Consider the following 17,285-nt stretch of genomic DNA (forward strand, 5'->3'; position numbering starts at 1 on the left):
AAACCCTCCTTCAAACTATTCCTTGAATTAACATAGCATTCGCTACTTTCTCAAAAGAAGCTATATTTGCTCCTTTTAATAAATTACCAGGTTCATTAAATGCTTCTGCGGTTTCAGATGCAATTTTATATATTTCGTACATAATTTTCTTTAATCGTTGGTCTACTTCTTCGTAACTCCAATACGTTTTACCTGCGTTTTGGATCATTTCTAAACCAGATACAGCAACTCCACCCGCATTGCTTGCTTTTGCTGGAGCAAACAGAACTTTGTTTTTAATAAATAGGTCTATTCCTTCTTTTGTTGTCGGCATGTTTGCACCTTCTCCAACAGCTTTTACCCCATTTTTTATTAGAATTTTAGCAATTTCTTCATCTATTTCATTTTGAGTGGCACATGGTAAAGCTATGTCACAAGGTATTTTCCAAATATTTTTACTATTTTCATTATATTCTGCGTTTGGTCTAAATTTTATATATTCTGTTAAACTTTTTCTTTGTTTTTCTTTTATAGCTTTAAGAATTTCCACATCTATTCCATCGTAATCATATACAAATCCGGAAGAATCACTGCAAGCAAGAACTTTAGCGCCTAATTGTTGAGCTTTTTCTATAGCATATATAGCGACATTCCCTGAACCTGAGACTATAACTTTTTTATTTTCCAAAGTCAAACCATTGTCTTCTAACATGCGGGATACAAAATAAATTAATCCATAACCAGTTGCTTCTTTCCTGACTAAACTTCCTCCTATACGGATGTTTTTGCCTGTCAAAGCGCCGACTTCATAAGCTCCTTTTAATCTTTTAAATTGTCCAAATAAGTATCCTATTTCCCTATCTCCTACTCCAATATCTCCCGCTGGTACATCTATATCGTCGCCAATATATCTACTTAATTCTGTCATGAAGCTTTGACAAAATTTCATTATTTCCATATCTGACTTTCCCTTAGGATTAAAATCTGAGCCTCCTTTTCCTCCGCCCATTGGCAAACCTGTTAAAGCATTTTTAAATATTTGCTCAAATCCTAAAAATTTTACGATGCTAGTGTTTACTGTTGGATGAAATCTTAATCCCCCTTTATAAGGCCCTAAAGCACTGTTGAACTGAACTCTAAATCCTCTGTTAACTCTTGTTCTTCCTTTGTCATCTATCCAAGGCACTCGAAAATATACGACCCTTTCAGGTTCAACAATTCTTTCAAGAATTCCTGCTTCCAAGTATTCTTTTCGTTCTTCAAGTAAGGGTGTAATAGATGTTAAAACTTCTTCAACTGCTTGGTGAAACTCTTTTTCCCCCGGATTTCTTAGTTTAACGGTCTCCAAAACCTTAAAAACATAATCATTAACATTAACTCTTTCTTCAATTTCCATAAAAACCCCTCCCTTAAAAATTTAAAAAATTTAATTTTTTATAACTTCCTCGGTAGAATTCATTTCCCTTTTTAATGGATAACTTCCAAGAAATTTAAAAAAAGAACATATATTTTTAATGTCTTTCAAAGCACATTCTATTTTTGGATTATGAATGTATCCTTCTAAATCAATATAAAAGAGATATTCACCTAACTGCTTTTTGGTTGGCCTAGATTCTATCCTGGTTAAATTAATGTTTTCTCTTTTAAAAATTTCTAATATATCGCATAAGACTCCGGCTTTGTTATATTTGGGAGCACATATTATAGATGTTTTATACCTGTTTACTTCATTTTCTAAATCTTTTACAAAAGTCACTTCATTATTTTTATTTTTTATAACTAAAAACCTTGTATAATTGTTATTAGAATCCTGAATGTCTGAAGCTAAAACCTTTAAATTGTACAATTGGATAGCTCTTTTAGAAGCAATTGCGGCAGAATTTGGAATATTTGAGATTATTTCACAAGCATTTGTAGTACTTGCTGTAAATATTATTTCGACGCTTTTTAAGTTCTTTTTTATAAACTTATTACATTGATTTATAGCTTGTTGATGAGAGTAGAGCACTTTAACTTTTTCTAAAGATAAAGTTTCATTCGATAATAAAAAATGCCTTATTGGGACGATACATTCACCAACGATAACTACATCGGAAATTTCAAATAATAAATCCATAACTGTGCTTACCGAACCTTCAATAGAATTCTCTATGGGTACAATACCATAAAAATTTTTATTGTTTTCAACTACTTCAAAAACTTCTGTTATAGTTTTTTGAGGATAAAAATTATTATCATTACCAAAATATGATATTGCTGCGATTTCGCTAAAAGTCCCTTTGGGGCCTAAAAAAGCACAGTTTAGATGATTCAGCAACATAAAAGCATGCAACTCCTTTAAAATTAATAACTTTTAATCCAACTATTACGAAATTTTTTTCATAGATGTATACGAATTGAAAAAAGTTTCATTTTAGCTAATTATTGGTAACTATTTAAGATTATCTTAAATTATTAGTGATTATACATCAAAATCTTCTTTTTTTCAAAATTTTATATAAAATAGCGAAAAGGTTTTATATAAAGCATTTAATCGCTTATTAATAAATTAGATAATTTTAGTCGTTTTTATGATTTACTTAATATTAACTTTTATGAAACATAATTATAACATTATTTTGCCTTGATTTTTAATAAAAAATCCTTGGAAAATCCTTTATTTAACTATTTTTATATTAGTTATTTAATTAAAATTGACAAAATTAATTTTTTCTGATACAATTTAAAAAATTATTGAAAAGGGAGTTTTTTAAGTATATGAATTTGAAGGATAATTGTTTTTTTATAAATACTAATGTTATTTCTAATGAAAATAATAATAGGAGGCGCCAATGTAGCCGGTGGTTCATAAGCACCGGTACGTTGGTGCTTATGAGATAGGAATTAAAGAAATTCCTATCGATTTAAAATCACACGGCTACATCTAAATTAGATGTAGCCGTTTTTTTATTACTTATGAACTTAGTAACTTTAGAAAGAGAGATTTTCTGAAAAATGAGTTTTTAGATTTAAAACAGGTTCGTGGCGGAGCTCCATTCTCTTTTTCTTAGCTACAGATAGCATAGAATATAAGTTTAATAAATTTCTAAAGTAAGTATAAAAAATCTTAATAGGAGGAGAACTATGTTTGAATTAATATCTCAAAAAACAATAAACTTACCGATAGGTTACAAAATGGCAGGGATTCATTGTGGAATAAAAAAATCAAAAAAAGACCTTGGAGTTATTTATTCAGTAGAAAAGGCTAATGCAGCTGCGGTTTTTACAACTAATAAGGTTAAAGCTGCCCCAGTTCTTTTAAGCATGAAAAATATTGAAAACAACGAAATTCAAGCAATAATTGTTAATAGTGGAAATGCCAATGCATGTACAGGCGAAAAGGGATATTCTGACTCTTTAGAAATGGCTTCTAAGACAGCTTTGGCTTTAGACATATTACCTGAAGATGTGTTTGTATGTTCAACAGGTGTAATCGGTATGCCTTTAGATATGGAAAAAATTGTTTCAGGTATTACCAAAATTTCACAAATTTTATCTACAGGATCAGAAAAAAACGATGATTTATTGAATTTTGCAAATGCAATTATGACAACGGATACTTTTCCAAAAGTTTATTCTAAGGAAGTTTTAATTCATGGAAAGAAGATTACGATTGTTGGTATAGCAAAGGGTTCTGGAATGATACATCCTAATATGGCAACTATGTTATCTTTTATATTAACAGACGCTAATATTGAAAAGTCGGCTTTAAATAAAGCTTTAAAAAATTCAGTTAACGATTCCTACAATATGATAAGTGTAGATGGAGATACAAGCACTAACGATACTGTAGTAATTTTAGCTAACAAAAAGGCAGCAAATAAAGAAATTTTTGAAGATACAGAAGAATTTTATATTTTTTGTGAGGCTTTAAATGAAGTTAATACAGCTTTGGCCAAAATGATCGTAAAAGATGGTGAAGGAGCAACTAAGTTTTTGGAAGTAGAAGTTACAGGAGCTAAAACTGTAGAAGATGCCAAATTGATATCTAGGACTGTTATTAAATCAAATTTAGTTAAAACAGCTTTTTTTGGAGAAGATGCTAATTGGGGAAGAATAATTGCAGCAGCAGGTTATTCGGGTGCAAATTTTGACCCAGGCAATGTATATATTTATCTTGAAAATAAAGTTGGAAAAATAAATGTTTGCCAAAATGGACATTTCATTAATTTTAGTGAAGAAAAAGCAAAAGAAATATTGAAAGAAAAGGAAATAAAGATATTGATTAATTTAAGGGAAGGGAAAGAAAAAGCAGTAAGTTGGGGTTGTGATATGAGCTATGATTACATAAAAATAAACGGAGGATACAGATCATGATAAAAGAAGAAAAGTATCTAAATGAAATCGAAAAAGCAGAAGTTTTAGTTGAAGCATTGCCATATATTAAAAAGTTTTCTGGCAAGATTGCTGTAATCAAGTACGGTGGTAATGCTATGACAGATGAAGAAAGTAAAAGAATGGTTATGCAAGATATTGTTTTAATGAAGTATGTTGGGTTAAATCCTGTAATTGTGCATGGTGGAGGTCCTGAAATAAATAATATGTTGAAACAATTAAACATCGAAACAAAATTTGTAAATGGATTGAGAGTTACAGATGAAAAAGTTATGGAAATAGTGGAAATGGTGCTTGTAGGAAAAATAAACAAAGAAATAATTTCTACTATAAATGCTTTAGGAGGTAAAGCCGTAGGAATAAGTGGAAAAGATGCAAATTTAATATTGGCAAAAAAAGACGAAACTTATGGTGACTTAGGTTATGTTGGAGATATTGTTGAAATAAATAAAGAAATAGTTTTGACATTAATTGAAAAAGGTTATATTCCTGTAATTGCTCCATGTGCTATAGGAATAGACGGAAAAACATACAATGTAAATGCAGATGTTGCTGCTGGTGGAATAGCTTCAGCGTTAAAAGCTGAAAAATTCATACTTTTAACTGATGTAGAAGGTGTTTTAAAAGATACACACGATAAAAATAGCGTTATTCCAAGAATGAGCTATGAACAAGCCAAAGAATTTTTAAATTCAGGATATGTAAGCAAAGGTATGATCCCAAAGTTAAAATGCTGTATCAAGTCAATAGAAAACGGAGTTAAAAGAGCTCATATAATTGATGGAAGAATATCGCATGCGTTGCTTTTGGAGATTTTTACTGATAAAGGTATAGGAACTATGATTGCAAAGGAGTGTTATGATGATGATAACTTATAAAGAAGATAAAAATCACGTAATGAATACATATTCAAGATATCCTATCAAGTTGGTAAAAGGTAATGGGTGTAAAGTTTGGGATAGTGAAGGTAATGAATATCTCGATTTTGTAGCAGGAATTGCTGTTAATTCCTTAGGGCATTCTCACCCTGAAGTAGTAAATGCGATAAAAGAACAATCAGAAAAACTTATACATTGTTCGAATTTATATTGGAATGAAAATCAGATAGAACTGGCAAATATTATCTGTGAAAATTCTTTTGGAGAAAAAGTATTTTTTGCTAATAGCGGTGCTGAAGCAAATGAAGCAGCGATAAAATTGGCAAGAAAATACGGAACTTTAAAATATGGTGGGAAAAAGTACAAAATAATAGCAGCAACAAATTCTTTTCATGGAAGAACTTACGGGGCTTTAACTGCTACAGGCCAGTTTAAATATCAAAAGGGGTTTGAACCTTTAGTACCAGGGTTTAAGTATGTTAAATATAACGATATTGATGATTTAGAATCTGCCATTGATGATGAAACTTGTGCGGTCATGTTAGAGCCAATACAAGGTGAAGGTGGAATAAATGAAGGAGATAAAAATTATTTACAAGAAGTTAGAAAGTTATGCGACGAAAAGGACATATTATTGATTTTTGATGAGGTTCAAACGGGAATTGGAAGAACAGGAAAACTTTTTGCTTATGAACATTTTGGTATAGTTCCAAATGTAATGACATTAGCTAAAGGTTTAGGAAGTGGTTTTCCAATTGGTGCAATGATTGTTGATGAAAAAGCAGATGTTTTTGTACCTGGAGATCACGCATCTACTTTTGGAGGAAATCCTCTTGCATGTGCCATAGGAATAAAAGTTATGAAAATAATTAGTGATAAATCTTTTTTAGATCAAATAAAAGATAAGGGGGATTATCTTAAGAAACATCTTTTTTATATTAAAGAAAAATATTCTATTATGGAAGAAGTTAGAGGGAAAGGTTTGATGATCGGATGTAAATTAAATATGCAAGAAGGTGGAGAAATAGTCAAACAAGCAATGAAAAAAGGATTGTTAATAAATATAGTAAACCACAATGTTTTAAGATTTGTTCCACCATTAATAGTTACAAAATCAGAAATTGACCAAGCTTTGGAAATATTAGAAGATGTCTTTAAAAATTTTTAAAAAGAAAAATTTTCCGGAAGGTTTATGAAAACAGGAGGGGAAAAATGCCAAAAAATAATGATATAAAAAGGGTGTTAGTAATTGGTTCGGGACCTATCACCATAGGTCAAGCTGCAGAATTTGATTACTCAGGTACACAAGCATGTAAATCATTGAAAGAAGAAGGATGTAAAGTTATTCTTGTAAACAATAATCCCGCTACAATTATGACTGATATTGAAATAGCTGATAAAGTATATGTAGAGAATCCAGAATTAGATGTTATTGAAAAAATCATTTCGAAAGAAAGACCTGATGGAATTCTTGGGACATTGGGAGGACAAACAGGACTAAATCTTACTATAAAGCTTAAAGAAAGCGGAATTCTTGATAGATACAACGTTAAAGTGTTAGGAACTTCTGTAGAGTCTATAAAGACAGCAGAAAGTAGAGAATTATTTAAAAAGAAGATGTTGGAAATAAAAGAACCTGTAGCTGAAAGTATTACAGTAAATAACGTGAAAGAAGCTTTGAATTTTGTAAACAATGTAGGATTCCCTTTAATTATTCGTCCGGCTTTTACTTTAGGAGGTACTGGTGGAGGCTTTGCGTATAACGAAAAAGAATTGGTTGATTTTGTGGAATCAGGGTTAAGTAAAAGTATGACAAAAGAAGTACTGATAGAAAAATCTTTATATGGTTGGAAAGAAATTGAATTTGAGGTTATAAGAGATAAATCGGATAACTGTATAATTGTGTGTGATATGGAAAATATCGATCCTGTAGGTATTCATACTGGTGATAGTATTGTAGTTGCACCTTGTCAAACATTGAAAAAGTCGGAAATCCAACTGTTAAAAAATTCTGCTATTAAAATTGTAAAAGCCTTAAAAATTGAAGGAGGCAGTAATATACAATTTGCCTTACATCCTTATAGCGGTGAATACTATGTGATTGAGGTAAATCCAAGACTTAGCAGATCAAGCGCACTTGCTTCTAAAGCAAGCGGGTATCCGATAGCAAGAATTGTCTCGAAAATTGCTTTAGGATACAATTTAAATGAAATAAAAAATCCAGTAAACGAAGAAACAACAGCGTTTTATGAACCTTCACTTAATTATACAGTAACTAAAATACCAAGATGGCCGTTTGATAAATTCATAAATGCGGATAAAGAAATAGGGACACAAATGAAATCTACTGGAGAAGTAATGGCAATAGCTTCGAGCTTTGAAGAATCTTTACTAAAAGCGGTAAGATCTTTAGAAATCAAAAAATACGGATTAAGAGACGAGAAAGTTCATCAAGAAGATGATAATAAATTAATTGAAAATCTGAAAAAGCCAACAGATAAAAGATTGTTTTATATAGCTGAAGCTTTAAGAAGAGAAATGAGCATAGAAAAAATTTATGAATGGACTTTTATTGATCCATGGTTTTTAAAAAAGATAAAATCGATAGTTGAAATGGAAAAAAAGATAAAAGGCTCTATCTTAGATGAAGATGTATTGATTAAAGCAAAAAAAATGGGTTTTACCGACAAAGAAATTGCAGAATTGAAAGGTTTAAATGAACAAGAAGTATTGTCTCTTCGAAAAACATACAAAATATTTCCATCTTATAAGTTTGTTAATACTCACCCACAACATCCCAAGACTTCTGCGGAATATTTGTATTCTACCTATTATGATAAAGATGACGAAGTAAATGTTCATAATATGAAAAAAGTTGTAGTAATAGGATCTGGACCCATACGAATTGGACAAGGAGTAGAATTCGATTATTGTACAGTTAAAGCTTTATGGGCGTTGAAAGAAAGTGGAATAAAATCAATCATTATCAACAATAATCCGGAAACTGTGAGTACTGACTTTGATACGGGAGATAGACTTTACTTTGAACCTTTAACTTTAGAAGACGTTTTAAACATTCTCGAAAAAGAAAATCCTATAGGGGTTATGGTTATGTTTGGTGGTCAAACAGCTCTTAACTTAACTGAAGCTCTTGAGAAAAACGGAATAAAAATTTTAGGAACTCAATATGAAAATATAGATTTAAGTGAAGATAGAAAAAAATTTTCTATGTTATTAAAACAATTGGGAATCAAGCAGCCTCAGTGTGGCTATGCTACTTCTTATGAAGAAGCTATCGAAATAGCTAAAGACATAGGATTTCCACTTTTAGTAAGACCTTCTTATGTTATTGGGGGGCAGTCTATTGAAAAAGTAAGAAATTTTGAAGAACTATTTAGCTATGTAAATCAGGCTTTAAAGCTATCTTCAAATAGACCTATTTTGATAGATCAATACATAGATGGGAAAGAAGTAGAAATAGATGCTGTTTCTGATGGTGAAAATATACTAATTCCAGGAATTATGGAACATGTAGAAAAGGCTGGTATTCATTCTGGAGATAGTTTCGCCATATTTCCTGCAAGAAACTTGACAAAAGAAGAAAAAGACAAAATAGTTGAATATTCAACAAAGATTTCAAAAGCTTTGCATGTCAAAGGTCTTATAAATATCCAATTTATTGTTAAAGATGGAGAAGTTTATGTTTTAGAAGTTAATCCCAGAGCTTCAAGAACCGTTCCTATAATAAGTAAAGTTACAAGAATTCCTTTGGTTAAAATAGCTGTTGATATAGCTTTGAATAAAACCTTAGATGAAATGGGCTATAATGAAGTTATTTTAGAAGATATCACTTATACTGTAGTCAAAGCACCGATCTTTTCTTTGGAAAAGTTATCTAATGTAGAAGTAGCTTTGGAGGCTGAAATGAAATCAACAGGTGAAACTATTGGTATTGATTTAAACTATTATAATGCTGCTTACAAAGCATTGAAAAGTGCTGGATTAAATCTTCCAACAAAAGGAAAGATACTGATTTCTTTATCAAAAGAAAGTTTTAAAGAATCATATTCGGTAATAAAATATTATGAAACCAATGGATATGAATTGTATGGAACGATAGGTACGGTTGAGTATTTTAAAATGCTCGGTATAGAAATTGAACCTTTGAATTTTGAAAAAGCTATAGACTTGATAAAAGAAAAGTTCTTTGATGTTGTTATAAATATTCCTACTAAAGGTAAAGAAATCAAAAACTATGGATTCAAATTGAGAAGTACGTGTGTTAAATATGGTGTTACTTTATTTACTTCTTTAGAAACTTCAAAATTTGCTCTTGAAGCATCAAAAAATTTAAATATAGAAGATAGTAGTATCCTATCATTAAATGAATACCTCAAAATACTTGAGAACAGAAAGAAAAATTCTATTAAAGTAACTAAAGCAACTAATTAAAAAAATTTTATAATTATAACTTTAAAAATAAAAAAGTTGAAGAGGTGAGTGATTTATGGAAAAAGAAAAAGTTGTGTTGGCATATTCGGGAGGTTTAGATACGTCTGTTATTATTCCTTGGTTAAAAGAAAACTATAATTTTGAAATTATTGCTGCTTGCATTGATGTTGGTCAAGGTAAAGAAATTGAAAGTATTAAGGAAAAAGCACTTTTAAGTGGTGCGAGCAAGGCCTATGTAGAAAATGTTAAAGAGGAATTTGTTAAAGACTATATTTTCCCTACTTTAAAAGCAGGAGCCGTATATGAAGGGAAGTATCTTTTAGGTACCTCTTTTGCACGTCCACTTATAGCAAAGAAATTGGTTGAAATAGCTCATAAAGAGGATGCAAAATTTATTGCACATGGGTGTACAGGAAAAGGCAACGATCAAGTAAGATTTGAAGTTTCCATAAAAGCGCTTGATCCAACTATACAAATAATTGCTCCATGGAGAATTTGGAACATAAAATCACGAGAAGAAGAAATAAAATATGCTATTGAAAAAGGAATACCGGTTAATGTCACTAAAGAGAAAATATATAGTGTTGACAGAAACTTATGGCATGTGAGTCATGAGGGTGGAGATCTTGAAAATCCTTTGAATGAGCCAAAAATAGATTTGTTCGATATTATAACTCCTCCCGAAAAAGCTCCTGATGTCCCTGAATATATAACTATTGAATTTAAATCCGGAATTCCTGTTAAAATAAATGGTGAATTTTTAAATCCTGTTGAATTGATAGAAAAAGCAAATGAAATAGCGGCAAAAAATGGAATAGGAATAATTGATATGATAGAAAATAGATTAGTAGGAATGAAATCAAGAGGTGTATACGAAACTCCAGGAGGAACAATATTGTATTATGCTCATAAGGAGTTAGAAACATTAGTATTGGATAAAGATACCATGAGATTTAAAGAACTTATTTCTCAGAAATATGCGGATCTTGTATATAATGGCCTTTGGTTTTCTCAGTTGAAAGAAGCGTTAGATGCTTTTGTAGATGAAACACAGAAAGTAGTTACGGGTATTGTTAAGTTAAAACTTTACAAAGGAAATATAATAACAGCAGGTTTGCAATCACCTTATTCTTTGTATAATGAGGATTTAGCAACTTTTGGAGAAGATAAAATATATGATCAAAAAGATGCGGAAGGATTCATAAATTTATTTGGATTACCTCTAAAAGTTAGAGCTCATCAAGTAAATAAATTAAAAATGGAAGCTAACCAATGTGAAGTTAAAATAGAACTTTAAAAATGAGAATTTTCTAAAAAAAGGTTTTGAATTTTAAAAGGTTTTAGGAGTACAAGTTAAAATAGGTACTTTAGAAATGAGAATTTTCTAAAAATAAGCTTTTGAATTTAAAGTGGGTTCAGGGCGGAGCCCTCCTCTCTCTCCTTACCTACACGTAGCGAAAAAGTTAAAGAAATATATAATTAGTGAGGATTAGAGTTGAGGAGGTATTTTTGAAAAAACTAAGATTCAAAACATTTATAAAATCTTAGTTTTATAATTTATAAAGTGAGTAAAGTTAAAAGTTGAGGAGGAATTATATGAAACTTTGGGGAGGAAGATTCAAAGATGGTTTAGATGAAACAATGGAAAAATTTAATTCTTCTATTTATTTTGACATAAGACTTTTACCTTATGATATACAAGCTTCAATCGCTCATGCTGCAGGTTTAAAAAAGGCTGGCGTTTTGACCGAGAAAGAATTTAATATCATAAAAACAGGTTTGGAAGAAATCAATAATCAAGGAAACATTGAAAATATTGATTATACTGTAGAAGATGTGCATACTCTTGTAGAGAAGTTATTAATCGAAAAAATAGGAGAAATTGCAAAAAAATTACATACAGGAAGAAGTAGAAACGATCAAGTTGCTACAGATGAGAGACTTTATTTACGTGAGCAAATTTTATCTATCATAAAGTTAATTGATGAATTGATAAATGTTCTTGAAGAATGTGCAAATAAATCAAAAAACATAATAATGCCTGGTTACACGCATCTTCAAAGGGCTCAACCAATTACTTTTTCACATCATATTTTAGCATATGTTGAAATGTTAAAAAGAGATAAATCTCGATTAAATGATCTAAAAAAGAGAGTTAACATTATGCCTTTAGGATCTGGAGCTATGGCAGGTACTACATTTGATATAGATAGAAAATATGTTGCATCCTTGCTAAACTTTGATGATATTTCTTATAACAGTATAGATGCTGTTAGCGATAGAGATTTTATAGTTGAGTTTCTAAGTGTTTCTTCGATTATAATGATGCATCTAAGTAGATTTTGTGAAGAAATAGTTCTATGGTCTACAAAAGAATTTAATTTTGTAGAAATTGATGAGAAATATTCTACAGGTAGCAGTATTATGCCTCAAAAGAAAAATCCTGATTCTGCAGAACTAATAAGAGGAAAAACAGGAAGGGTTTATGGGAGTTTGATTTCTCTTCTTACAGTTATGAAAGGATTGCCTCTTGCTTATAATAAAGATATGCAAGAAGATAAGGAACCACTTTTTGATACAATAGACACTCTAAAAAATTCTCTAAAGGTTTTTAAAGGAATGATTGAAACTTTGCATATAAAAGGTGAAAACATTCAGCAAGCTGCTAAATATGGTTATATGAATGCTACTGATTTAGCTGACTATTTAGTAAGAAAAGGTTTAACATTTCGAGATGCTCATGAAGTAGTAGGAAAAATTGTTTCTTATGCTATTGAAAAAAATGTTCCTATTGAGCAATTAAGTATCCAAGAATTTAAAAGTTTCTCAAATTTGATCGATGACGACATATATGAAGCTATAGATTTAAAGAACATACTAAAAAGTAGAAAAACGATAGGTTCTGCAAAATGGGAGGGAGAAGTATGAAAATTGGAATATTGGGGGCTACAGGTTATACAGGTATGGAAATCATTAGAATTCTTGCCAAACATCCTAACGCAGAAGTTGTATACTTGACATCCAAAAATTTTGATTCTCAAATAATTTCTGATATAAATCCGCATTTGTATGGTTATTCGGAAGTTATTTTAGAGAATTTAGATATAAAAAAAGCAGTTTCTATGTGTGACGTTATTTTTTCTACCTTACCTTCTGGATATAGTTTTGAAATTGCTAATTTAATTCAAGGTACTCAAAAAAAGTTAATTGATTTGGGAAGTGATTTTCGGTTTGACGATTTTGAAGTATACAAAAAATGGTATAAAGTTGATAATGAAATTAATTATGAACTATATAATAGAGTATATGGTTTAACAGAATTATATAGAGAAGAAGTACAAAAAGCTCAAATTATTGGAAATCCAGGTTGTTATCCTACAAGTATAATTTTAGGGTTAATTCCTGTTTTAAAGAATAAACTAATCGATACAAAAAATATCATTATCGATTCCAAGTCAGGAATATCTGGTGCAGGTCACGAACCAAAATTTGCTAACCTGTTTTCTGAATGTAATGAAAATGTAAAACCTTATAATGTTAACAAACATAGACATATTCCAGAAATTGAACAAGAACTTTCAAAGTATGGTTCAGAAACTCATGTAATATTTACACCACAGATGGTTCCAATGACAAGGGGTATTTTAAGTACTATGTATTGTCAGTTAACAAATGAGATAGATATAAAAGATATATATGATTTATATTCAGAATATTATAATAATGATTATTTTATAAGAATTTTAAAGCCGGGTTTATATCCTACAACTAAAAGTGTTTATGGCTCAAATTTTTGCCATATAGGTTTTGAATTGGATAAGAAGTCTAATATGTTAATAATTATGTCTGTTATAGATAATTTAGTGAAAGGAGCAAGTGGTCAAGCTGTTCAAAACATGAATGTAATGTTGGGGTTATCGGAAAACAAAGGATTGGATTTAGTTCCTGTTTTCCCTTAATGTTTATAAATAAGAATTTATGTATTTTAAATTAGATATGTTGAAAAAAATTGTTAATTAATGTATAATTATAAAAATTTTATTGTTAAAGTAACAATTTTATTAGGTACTTTAGAAATGATAATTTTCTAAAAATAAACTTTTGAATTTAAAACTAAAAGATTGGTAAAACTTAGGTTTTGGAATTTCTAAAAACAGTAAATTTTATAAAAAGGAGGGAGGGTACACTTCTTATCGTTTAGTAATAGAAGTGTACAAAAAATATGCAAAACATATATATTGTAGATACAACTTTAAGAGATGGCGAACAAACAGCAGGTGTAGTTTTCGCTAATGAAGAGAAAGTTCAAATTGCAAAGATGCTTGCTGAACTGGGAGTATACCAAATTGAAGCTGGTATACCAACTATGGGTGGAGATGAAAAGGAAGCAATAAAAAAGATAGTTAAGCTCGATTTAGGAGTTAGTGTTATGGGTTGGAACAGAGCTGTTATAAGCGATATAGAGGATTCTTTAGATTGTGGAGTAGATGCAGTTGCTATTTCTATTTCAACATCTGATATTCATATAAAACATAAACTTAAAAAGGATAGAGATTGGGTTCTTAACAGTATGGTTTCAGCTACAAAGTTTGCAAAAAAACACGGACTTTACGTTTCTGTTAATGCAGAAGATGCTTCCAGAAGTGATATGAAATTTTTGATTAAATTTGCCAAAGAAGCAAAAGAAGCAGGTGCCGATAGATTGAGATATTGTGATACTGTAGGTATGATGGAGCCTTTTATGATATACGAACAAGTCAAAACTATAATAGAAGAAGTTGGCATAAATGTGGAAATGCATACACATAATGATTTTGGATTAGCAACTGCTAACGCATTAGCAGGTATAAAAGCAGGAGCAAAATATGTTGGTGTAACTGTGAATGGATTGGGAGAAAGGGCTGGAAATGCTGCATTAGAAGAGGTTGTTATGGCATTAAAATATATATATAAATTTGATTTAGGTATAAAAACCAATCTATTAAAGGAAATTTGTGAATACGTTGCAGCAGCTTCAGGAAGACCCTTACCTGTTTCTAAAACTATTGTGGGACATAATGTTTTTACACATGAATCTGGGATTCATACAGATGGTGTTCTTAAAAATTCTCAAACATACGAATCTTTTAGTCCTGAAGAAGTAGGTTTGGAAAGGCAAATATTAATAGGAAAGCATTCTGGGAAAAATGCTATTATTGCTAAATTTGAAGAATACGACATTAACTTAACTCAAGAAGAAGCCGAGGAAATTTTAAAGCGTGTGAGAGCACTTTCAGTCCAGCTGAAAAGGACACTTTTTGACAAAGAGTTAATTTATTTATACAATGAATTGAAGGGGGAAAGAGTAAAAGATGCATGAATCTAAAACTATAACAGAAAAAATATTTGCAGATCATTTGGGAAGAAGTGTAGAATCAGGAGAAATAGTAATAGTTAATGTTGATTTTATGATGGGCCAGGATGGAACTAGCCCATTAACTATAAAAACTTTTGAAGAAGTTGGAGCTAAAGAAGTTTTTGATCCGACTAAAATAGCGATGGTTATTGATCATAATGCGCCGAGCCCATCTGAAAAGGTTTCGGCTTTACACCATTTGATGAGAACTTTTCAAAAACAACAAAACATAAATTTTTATGATATTGGTGAAGGTATTTGTCACCAATTAATGCCCGAAAAAGGTCACGTTCTTCCCGGACAAATAGTAATAGGAGCCGATTCACACACTTGTACATATGGAGCTATTAACTGTTTTTCTACAGGTGTTGGTTCGACTGATTTGGCAATTGCTATGGCAAGTGGTAAATTATGGTTTAAGGTACCCGAAACCATTAAAATTGTTTTAAATGGAAAACTTCCTTTTGGCGTATTTTCTAAAGATATAGCTTTGTATATAATTAAAAATTTAACATCAAATGGAGCAACGTATAAAGCTGTCGAGTTTGAGGGACAAGTTGTAGATGATTTATCCGTTGAAGCAAGATTTACCATTTCTAATATGGCTGTGGAAATGGGTGCAAAAGTCGGTTTAATGAAAGCAGATGAAAAAACTATTGAATGGGTGAAAAAGAGAGCAGATAAAGAGTTTAAAACTTATGTTTCGGATCCAGATGCAGCATATGAAAAGATTTATGAGTTTGATATTAATAATTTAGAACCTCAGATAGCAAAACCACATTCGGTAGACAACGTTAGTCCTATATCAGAAGTTGAAGGAGTTCCTATACAGCAAGGATTGTTGGGAACTTGTACAAATGGGAGATTGGAAGATCTTAAAATAGCTGCTAATATACTGAAAAACAAGAAAATTCATCCTAATGTACGATTAGTTGTTGCACCTGCCTCAAGAAGCACTTTACTTGAGGCAATGAAAGAGGGAGTTATTCAAACATTAATTGAATCAGGAGCCACAGTCGTAGCTCCAGGGTGTGGGCCTTGCGTTGGAACACATAATGGGGTTCCTTCAGATGGAGAAAATGTTATTTCAACTGCTAATAGAAATTTCAAAGGAAGGATGGGAAATAACAAAGCATTTATATATTTAGCATCTCCAGCTACAGTGGCTGCATCATGTTTAGAAGGAAAAATTACAGATCCAAGAAAGTATCTGTAAAACATATTTTAATTTAAATATCATAGAAAAAGAGAGGTTTTTGAAAAAATAATGTTTTGAATTTATATCGGGTTCAGTGTGGAGCCCTTCTTTTTCTTTAGTTATAAGTAGCGAAAAAGTTAAAGAAATTCATATTCTGTGAAGATTAGAGTTGAAAAGGTATTTTTGAAAAAACTAAGATTTAAAACATTTATAGAATCGGAGTTTCATAATTTCTAAAGTGAGTAAAACTTAATTTAGGGACTTTAGAAATGAGGATTTTTTAAAAATAAGCTTTTGAATTTATAATGGGTTCAGAGCGGAGCCCTCCCCTCTCTCCTTAGCTACACGTAGCGAAAAAGTTAAAGAAATTCATATTCTGTGAAGATTAGAGTTGAGGAGGTATTTTTGAAAAAACTAAGATTCAAAACATTTATAGAATATGAGATTCATAATTTCTAAAGTGAGTAAAACTTAATTTTTGAGGAGGAAACAGATAATATGATATTAAAAGGTATTTCTCATAAGTTTGGAGATGATATAAATACTGATTATATTATTTCAGGAAAATATAAATTTAGTACTATCAACATGGATGAATTATGTGTACATTTAATGGAGGATTTACGACCAAATTTTTATAAAGAAATAAAAAAAGGTGATTTCATCGTTGCAGGAAAAAACTTTGGCTGTGGTTCTTCCAGAGAGCAAGCACCACTTGTTATTAAACATGCTGGAATAAGTGCAGTAGTTGCTTCCTCATTTGCTCGTATATTTTACAGAAACGCTATAAATATAGGTTTACCCTTAATAGAAGTACCAACTGATAATATTGATGAAGGGAATGAATTAGAAGTTGATTTAGAAAAAGGTATTGTAAAGAATATAACAAAGAGCGAATTTTTAAAAATACAACCTCTTCCCGATGTGATGTTAAAGATATTACAGAGTGGTGGATTAGTGAATTATTACAAAGAATATGGATCCTTAGATTCTATAAATAAGTAGGTGA

General features: G+C 30.6%; 12 protein-coding genes. 10 read left to right on the forward strand and 2 right to left on the reverse strand.

The annotated features are described in order from the left end of the window. Positions 1-10: 10 nt before the first annotated feature. Both gdhA and pheA read right to left on the reverse strand, forming a co-directional pair. Complete coding sequence (gene gdhA / locus X924_RS08345; protein ID WP_121958453.1) at positions 11-1,375, reverse strand: NADP-specific glutamate dehydrogenase; 1,365 nt, start codon at positions 1,373-1,375, stop codon at positions 11-13. 30 nt (positions 1,376-1,405) lie between these two features. Continuing rightward, on the reverse strand, positions 1,406-2,299 hold the full coding sequence (gene pheA / locus X924_RS08350) for a prephenate dehydratase (RefSeq protein ID WP_121958454.1): 894 nt from the start codon (positions 2,297-2,299) through the stop codon (positions 1,406-1,408). 830 nt (positions 2,300-3,129) lie between these two features. Here pheA and argJ point away from each other — a divergent pair. The 10 genes from argJ to X924_RS08400 all read left to right on the forward strand — a co-directional run bounded on the left by argJ (position 3,130) and on the right by X924_RS08400 (position 17,281). Then, positions 3,130-4,335: a bifunctional glutamate N-acetyltransferase/amino-acid acetyltransferase ArgJ gene (argJ, locus tag X924_RS08355; RefSeq protein WP_369826037.1), complete on the forward strand. Its 1,206-nt coding sequence runs from the start codon at positions 3,130-3,132 to the stop codon at positions 4,333-4,335. Continuing rightward, a complete protein-coding gene (argB, locus tag X924_RS08360) occupies positions 4,332-5,231 on the forward strand; it encodes an acetylglutamate kinase (protein ID WP_121958456.1) in 900 nt (299 codons plus the stop codon). The genes argJ and argB overlap by 4 nt, the downstream gene beginning before the upstream one ends. Then, positions 5,218-6,399 carry an acetylornithine transaminase gene (locus X924_RS08365; RefSeq protein ID WP_369826038.1) on the forward strand — a complete coding sequence of 394 codons (1,182 nt, stop codon included), beginning with the start codon at positions 5,218-5,220 and terminating at the stop codon, positions 6,397-6,399. The genes argB and X924_RS08365 overlap by 14 nt, the downstream gene beginning before the upstream one ends. Positions 6,400-6,443: 44 nt before the next feature. After that, on the forward strand, positions 6,444-9,683 hold the full coding sequence (gene carB, locus X924_RS08370) for a carbamoyl-phosphate synthase large subunit (RefSeq protein WP_121958458.1): 3,240 nt from the start codon (positions 6,444-6,446) through the stop codon (positions 9,681-9,683). 55 nt (positions 9,684-9,738) lie between these two features. Then, on the forward strand, positions 9,739-10,980 hold the full coding sequence (locus X924_RS08375; protein WP_121958459.1) for an argininosuccinate synthase: 1,242 nt from the start codon (positions 9,739-9,741) through the stop codon (positions 10,978-10,980). A gap of 299 nt (positions 10,981-11,279) precedes the next feature. Then, complete coding sequence (gene argH / locus X924_RS08380) at positions 11,280-12,611, forward strand: argininosuccinate lyase (protein WP_121958460.1); 1,332 nt, start codon at positions 11,280-11,282, stop codon at positions 12,609-12,611. Beyond that, positions 12,608-13,642, forward strand: coding sequence for an N-acetyl-gamma-glutamyl-phosphate reductase (gene argC, locus X924_RS08385; protein ID WP_121958461.1), 1,035 nt, complete (start codon positions 12,608-12,610; stop codon positions 13,640-13,642). Before argH ends, argC begins: the two co-directional genes overlap by 4 nt. Before the next feature lie 263 nt (positions 13,643-13,905). Beyond that, a complete protein-coding gene (gene nifV, locus X924_RS08390; RefSeq protein ID WP_121958462.1) occupies positions 13,906-15,042 on the forward strand; it encodes a homocitrate synthase in 1,137 nt (378 codons plus the stop codon). After that, positions 15,035-16,294 (forward strand): 3-isopropylmalate dehydratase large subunit, encoded by a 1,260-nt coding sequence (locus tag X924_RS08395; RefSeq protein ID WP_121958463.1) that lies wholly within the window; start codon positions 15,035-15,037, stop codon positions 16,292-16,294. Before nifV ends, X924_RS08395 begins: the two co-directional genes overlap by 8 nt. A 480-nt stretch (positions 16,295-16,774) precedes the next feature. Continuing rightward, positions 16,775-17,281, forward strand: coding sequence for a 3-isopropylmalate dehydratase small subunit (locus X924_RS08400; RefSeq protein WP_121958464.1), 507 nt, complete (start codon positions 16,775-16,777; stop codon positions 17,279-17,281). The last annotated feature ends 4 nt before the right edge of the window (positions 17,282-17,285 follow it).

Origin of the sequence: Petrotoga sp. 9PWA.NaAc.5.4, assembly GCF_002895485.1 — a bacterium.
In the GTDB taxonomy this organism is placed as follows: Bacteria; Thermotogota; Thermotogae; order Petrotogales; family Petrotogaceae; genus AZRK01.

Coding starts and splice junctions, on each gene's coding strand:
- X924_RS08400 (WP_121958464.1), top strand. CDS start 16,775: ATGATATTAAAAGGTATTTCTCATAAGTTTGGAGATGATATAAATACT.
- argH (WP_121958460.1), top strand. CDS start 11,280: ATGAAACTTTGGGGAGGAAGATTCAAAGATGGTTTAGATGAAACAATG.
- argB (WP_121958456.1), top strand. CDS start 4,332: ATGATAAAAGAAGAAAAGTATCTAAATGAAATCGAAAAAGCAGAAGTT.
- carB (WP_121958458.1), top strand. CDS start 6,444: ATGCCAAAAAATAATGATATAAAAAGGGTGTTAGTAATTGGTTCGGGA.
- X924_RS08395 (WP_121958463.1), top strand. CDS start 15,035: ATGCATGAATCTAAAACTATAACAGAAAAAATATTTGCAGATCATTTG.
- argC (WP_121958461.1), top strand. CDS start 12,608: ATGAAAATTGGAATATTGGGGGCTACAGGTTATACAGGTATGGAAATC.
- X924_RS08365 (WP_369826038.1), top strand. CDS start 5,218: ATGATAACTTATAAAGAAGATAAAAATCACGTAATGAATACATATTCA.
- pheA (WP_121958454.1), bottom strand. CDS start 2,299: ATGTTGCTGAATCATCTAAACTGTGCTTTTTTAGGCCCCAAAGGGACT.
- nifV (WP_121958462.1), top strand. CDS start 13,906: ATGCAAAACATATATATTGTAGATACAACTTTAAGAGATGGCGAACAA.
- gdhA (WP_121958453.1), bottom strand. CDS start 1,375: ATGGAAATTGAAGAAAGAGTTAATGTTAATGATTATGTTTTTAAGGTT.
- X924_RS08375 (WP_121958459.1), top strand. CDS start 9,739: ATGGAAAAAGAAAAAGTTGTGTTGGCATATTCGGGAGGTTTAGATACG.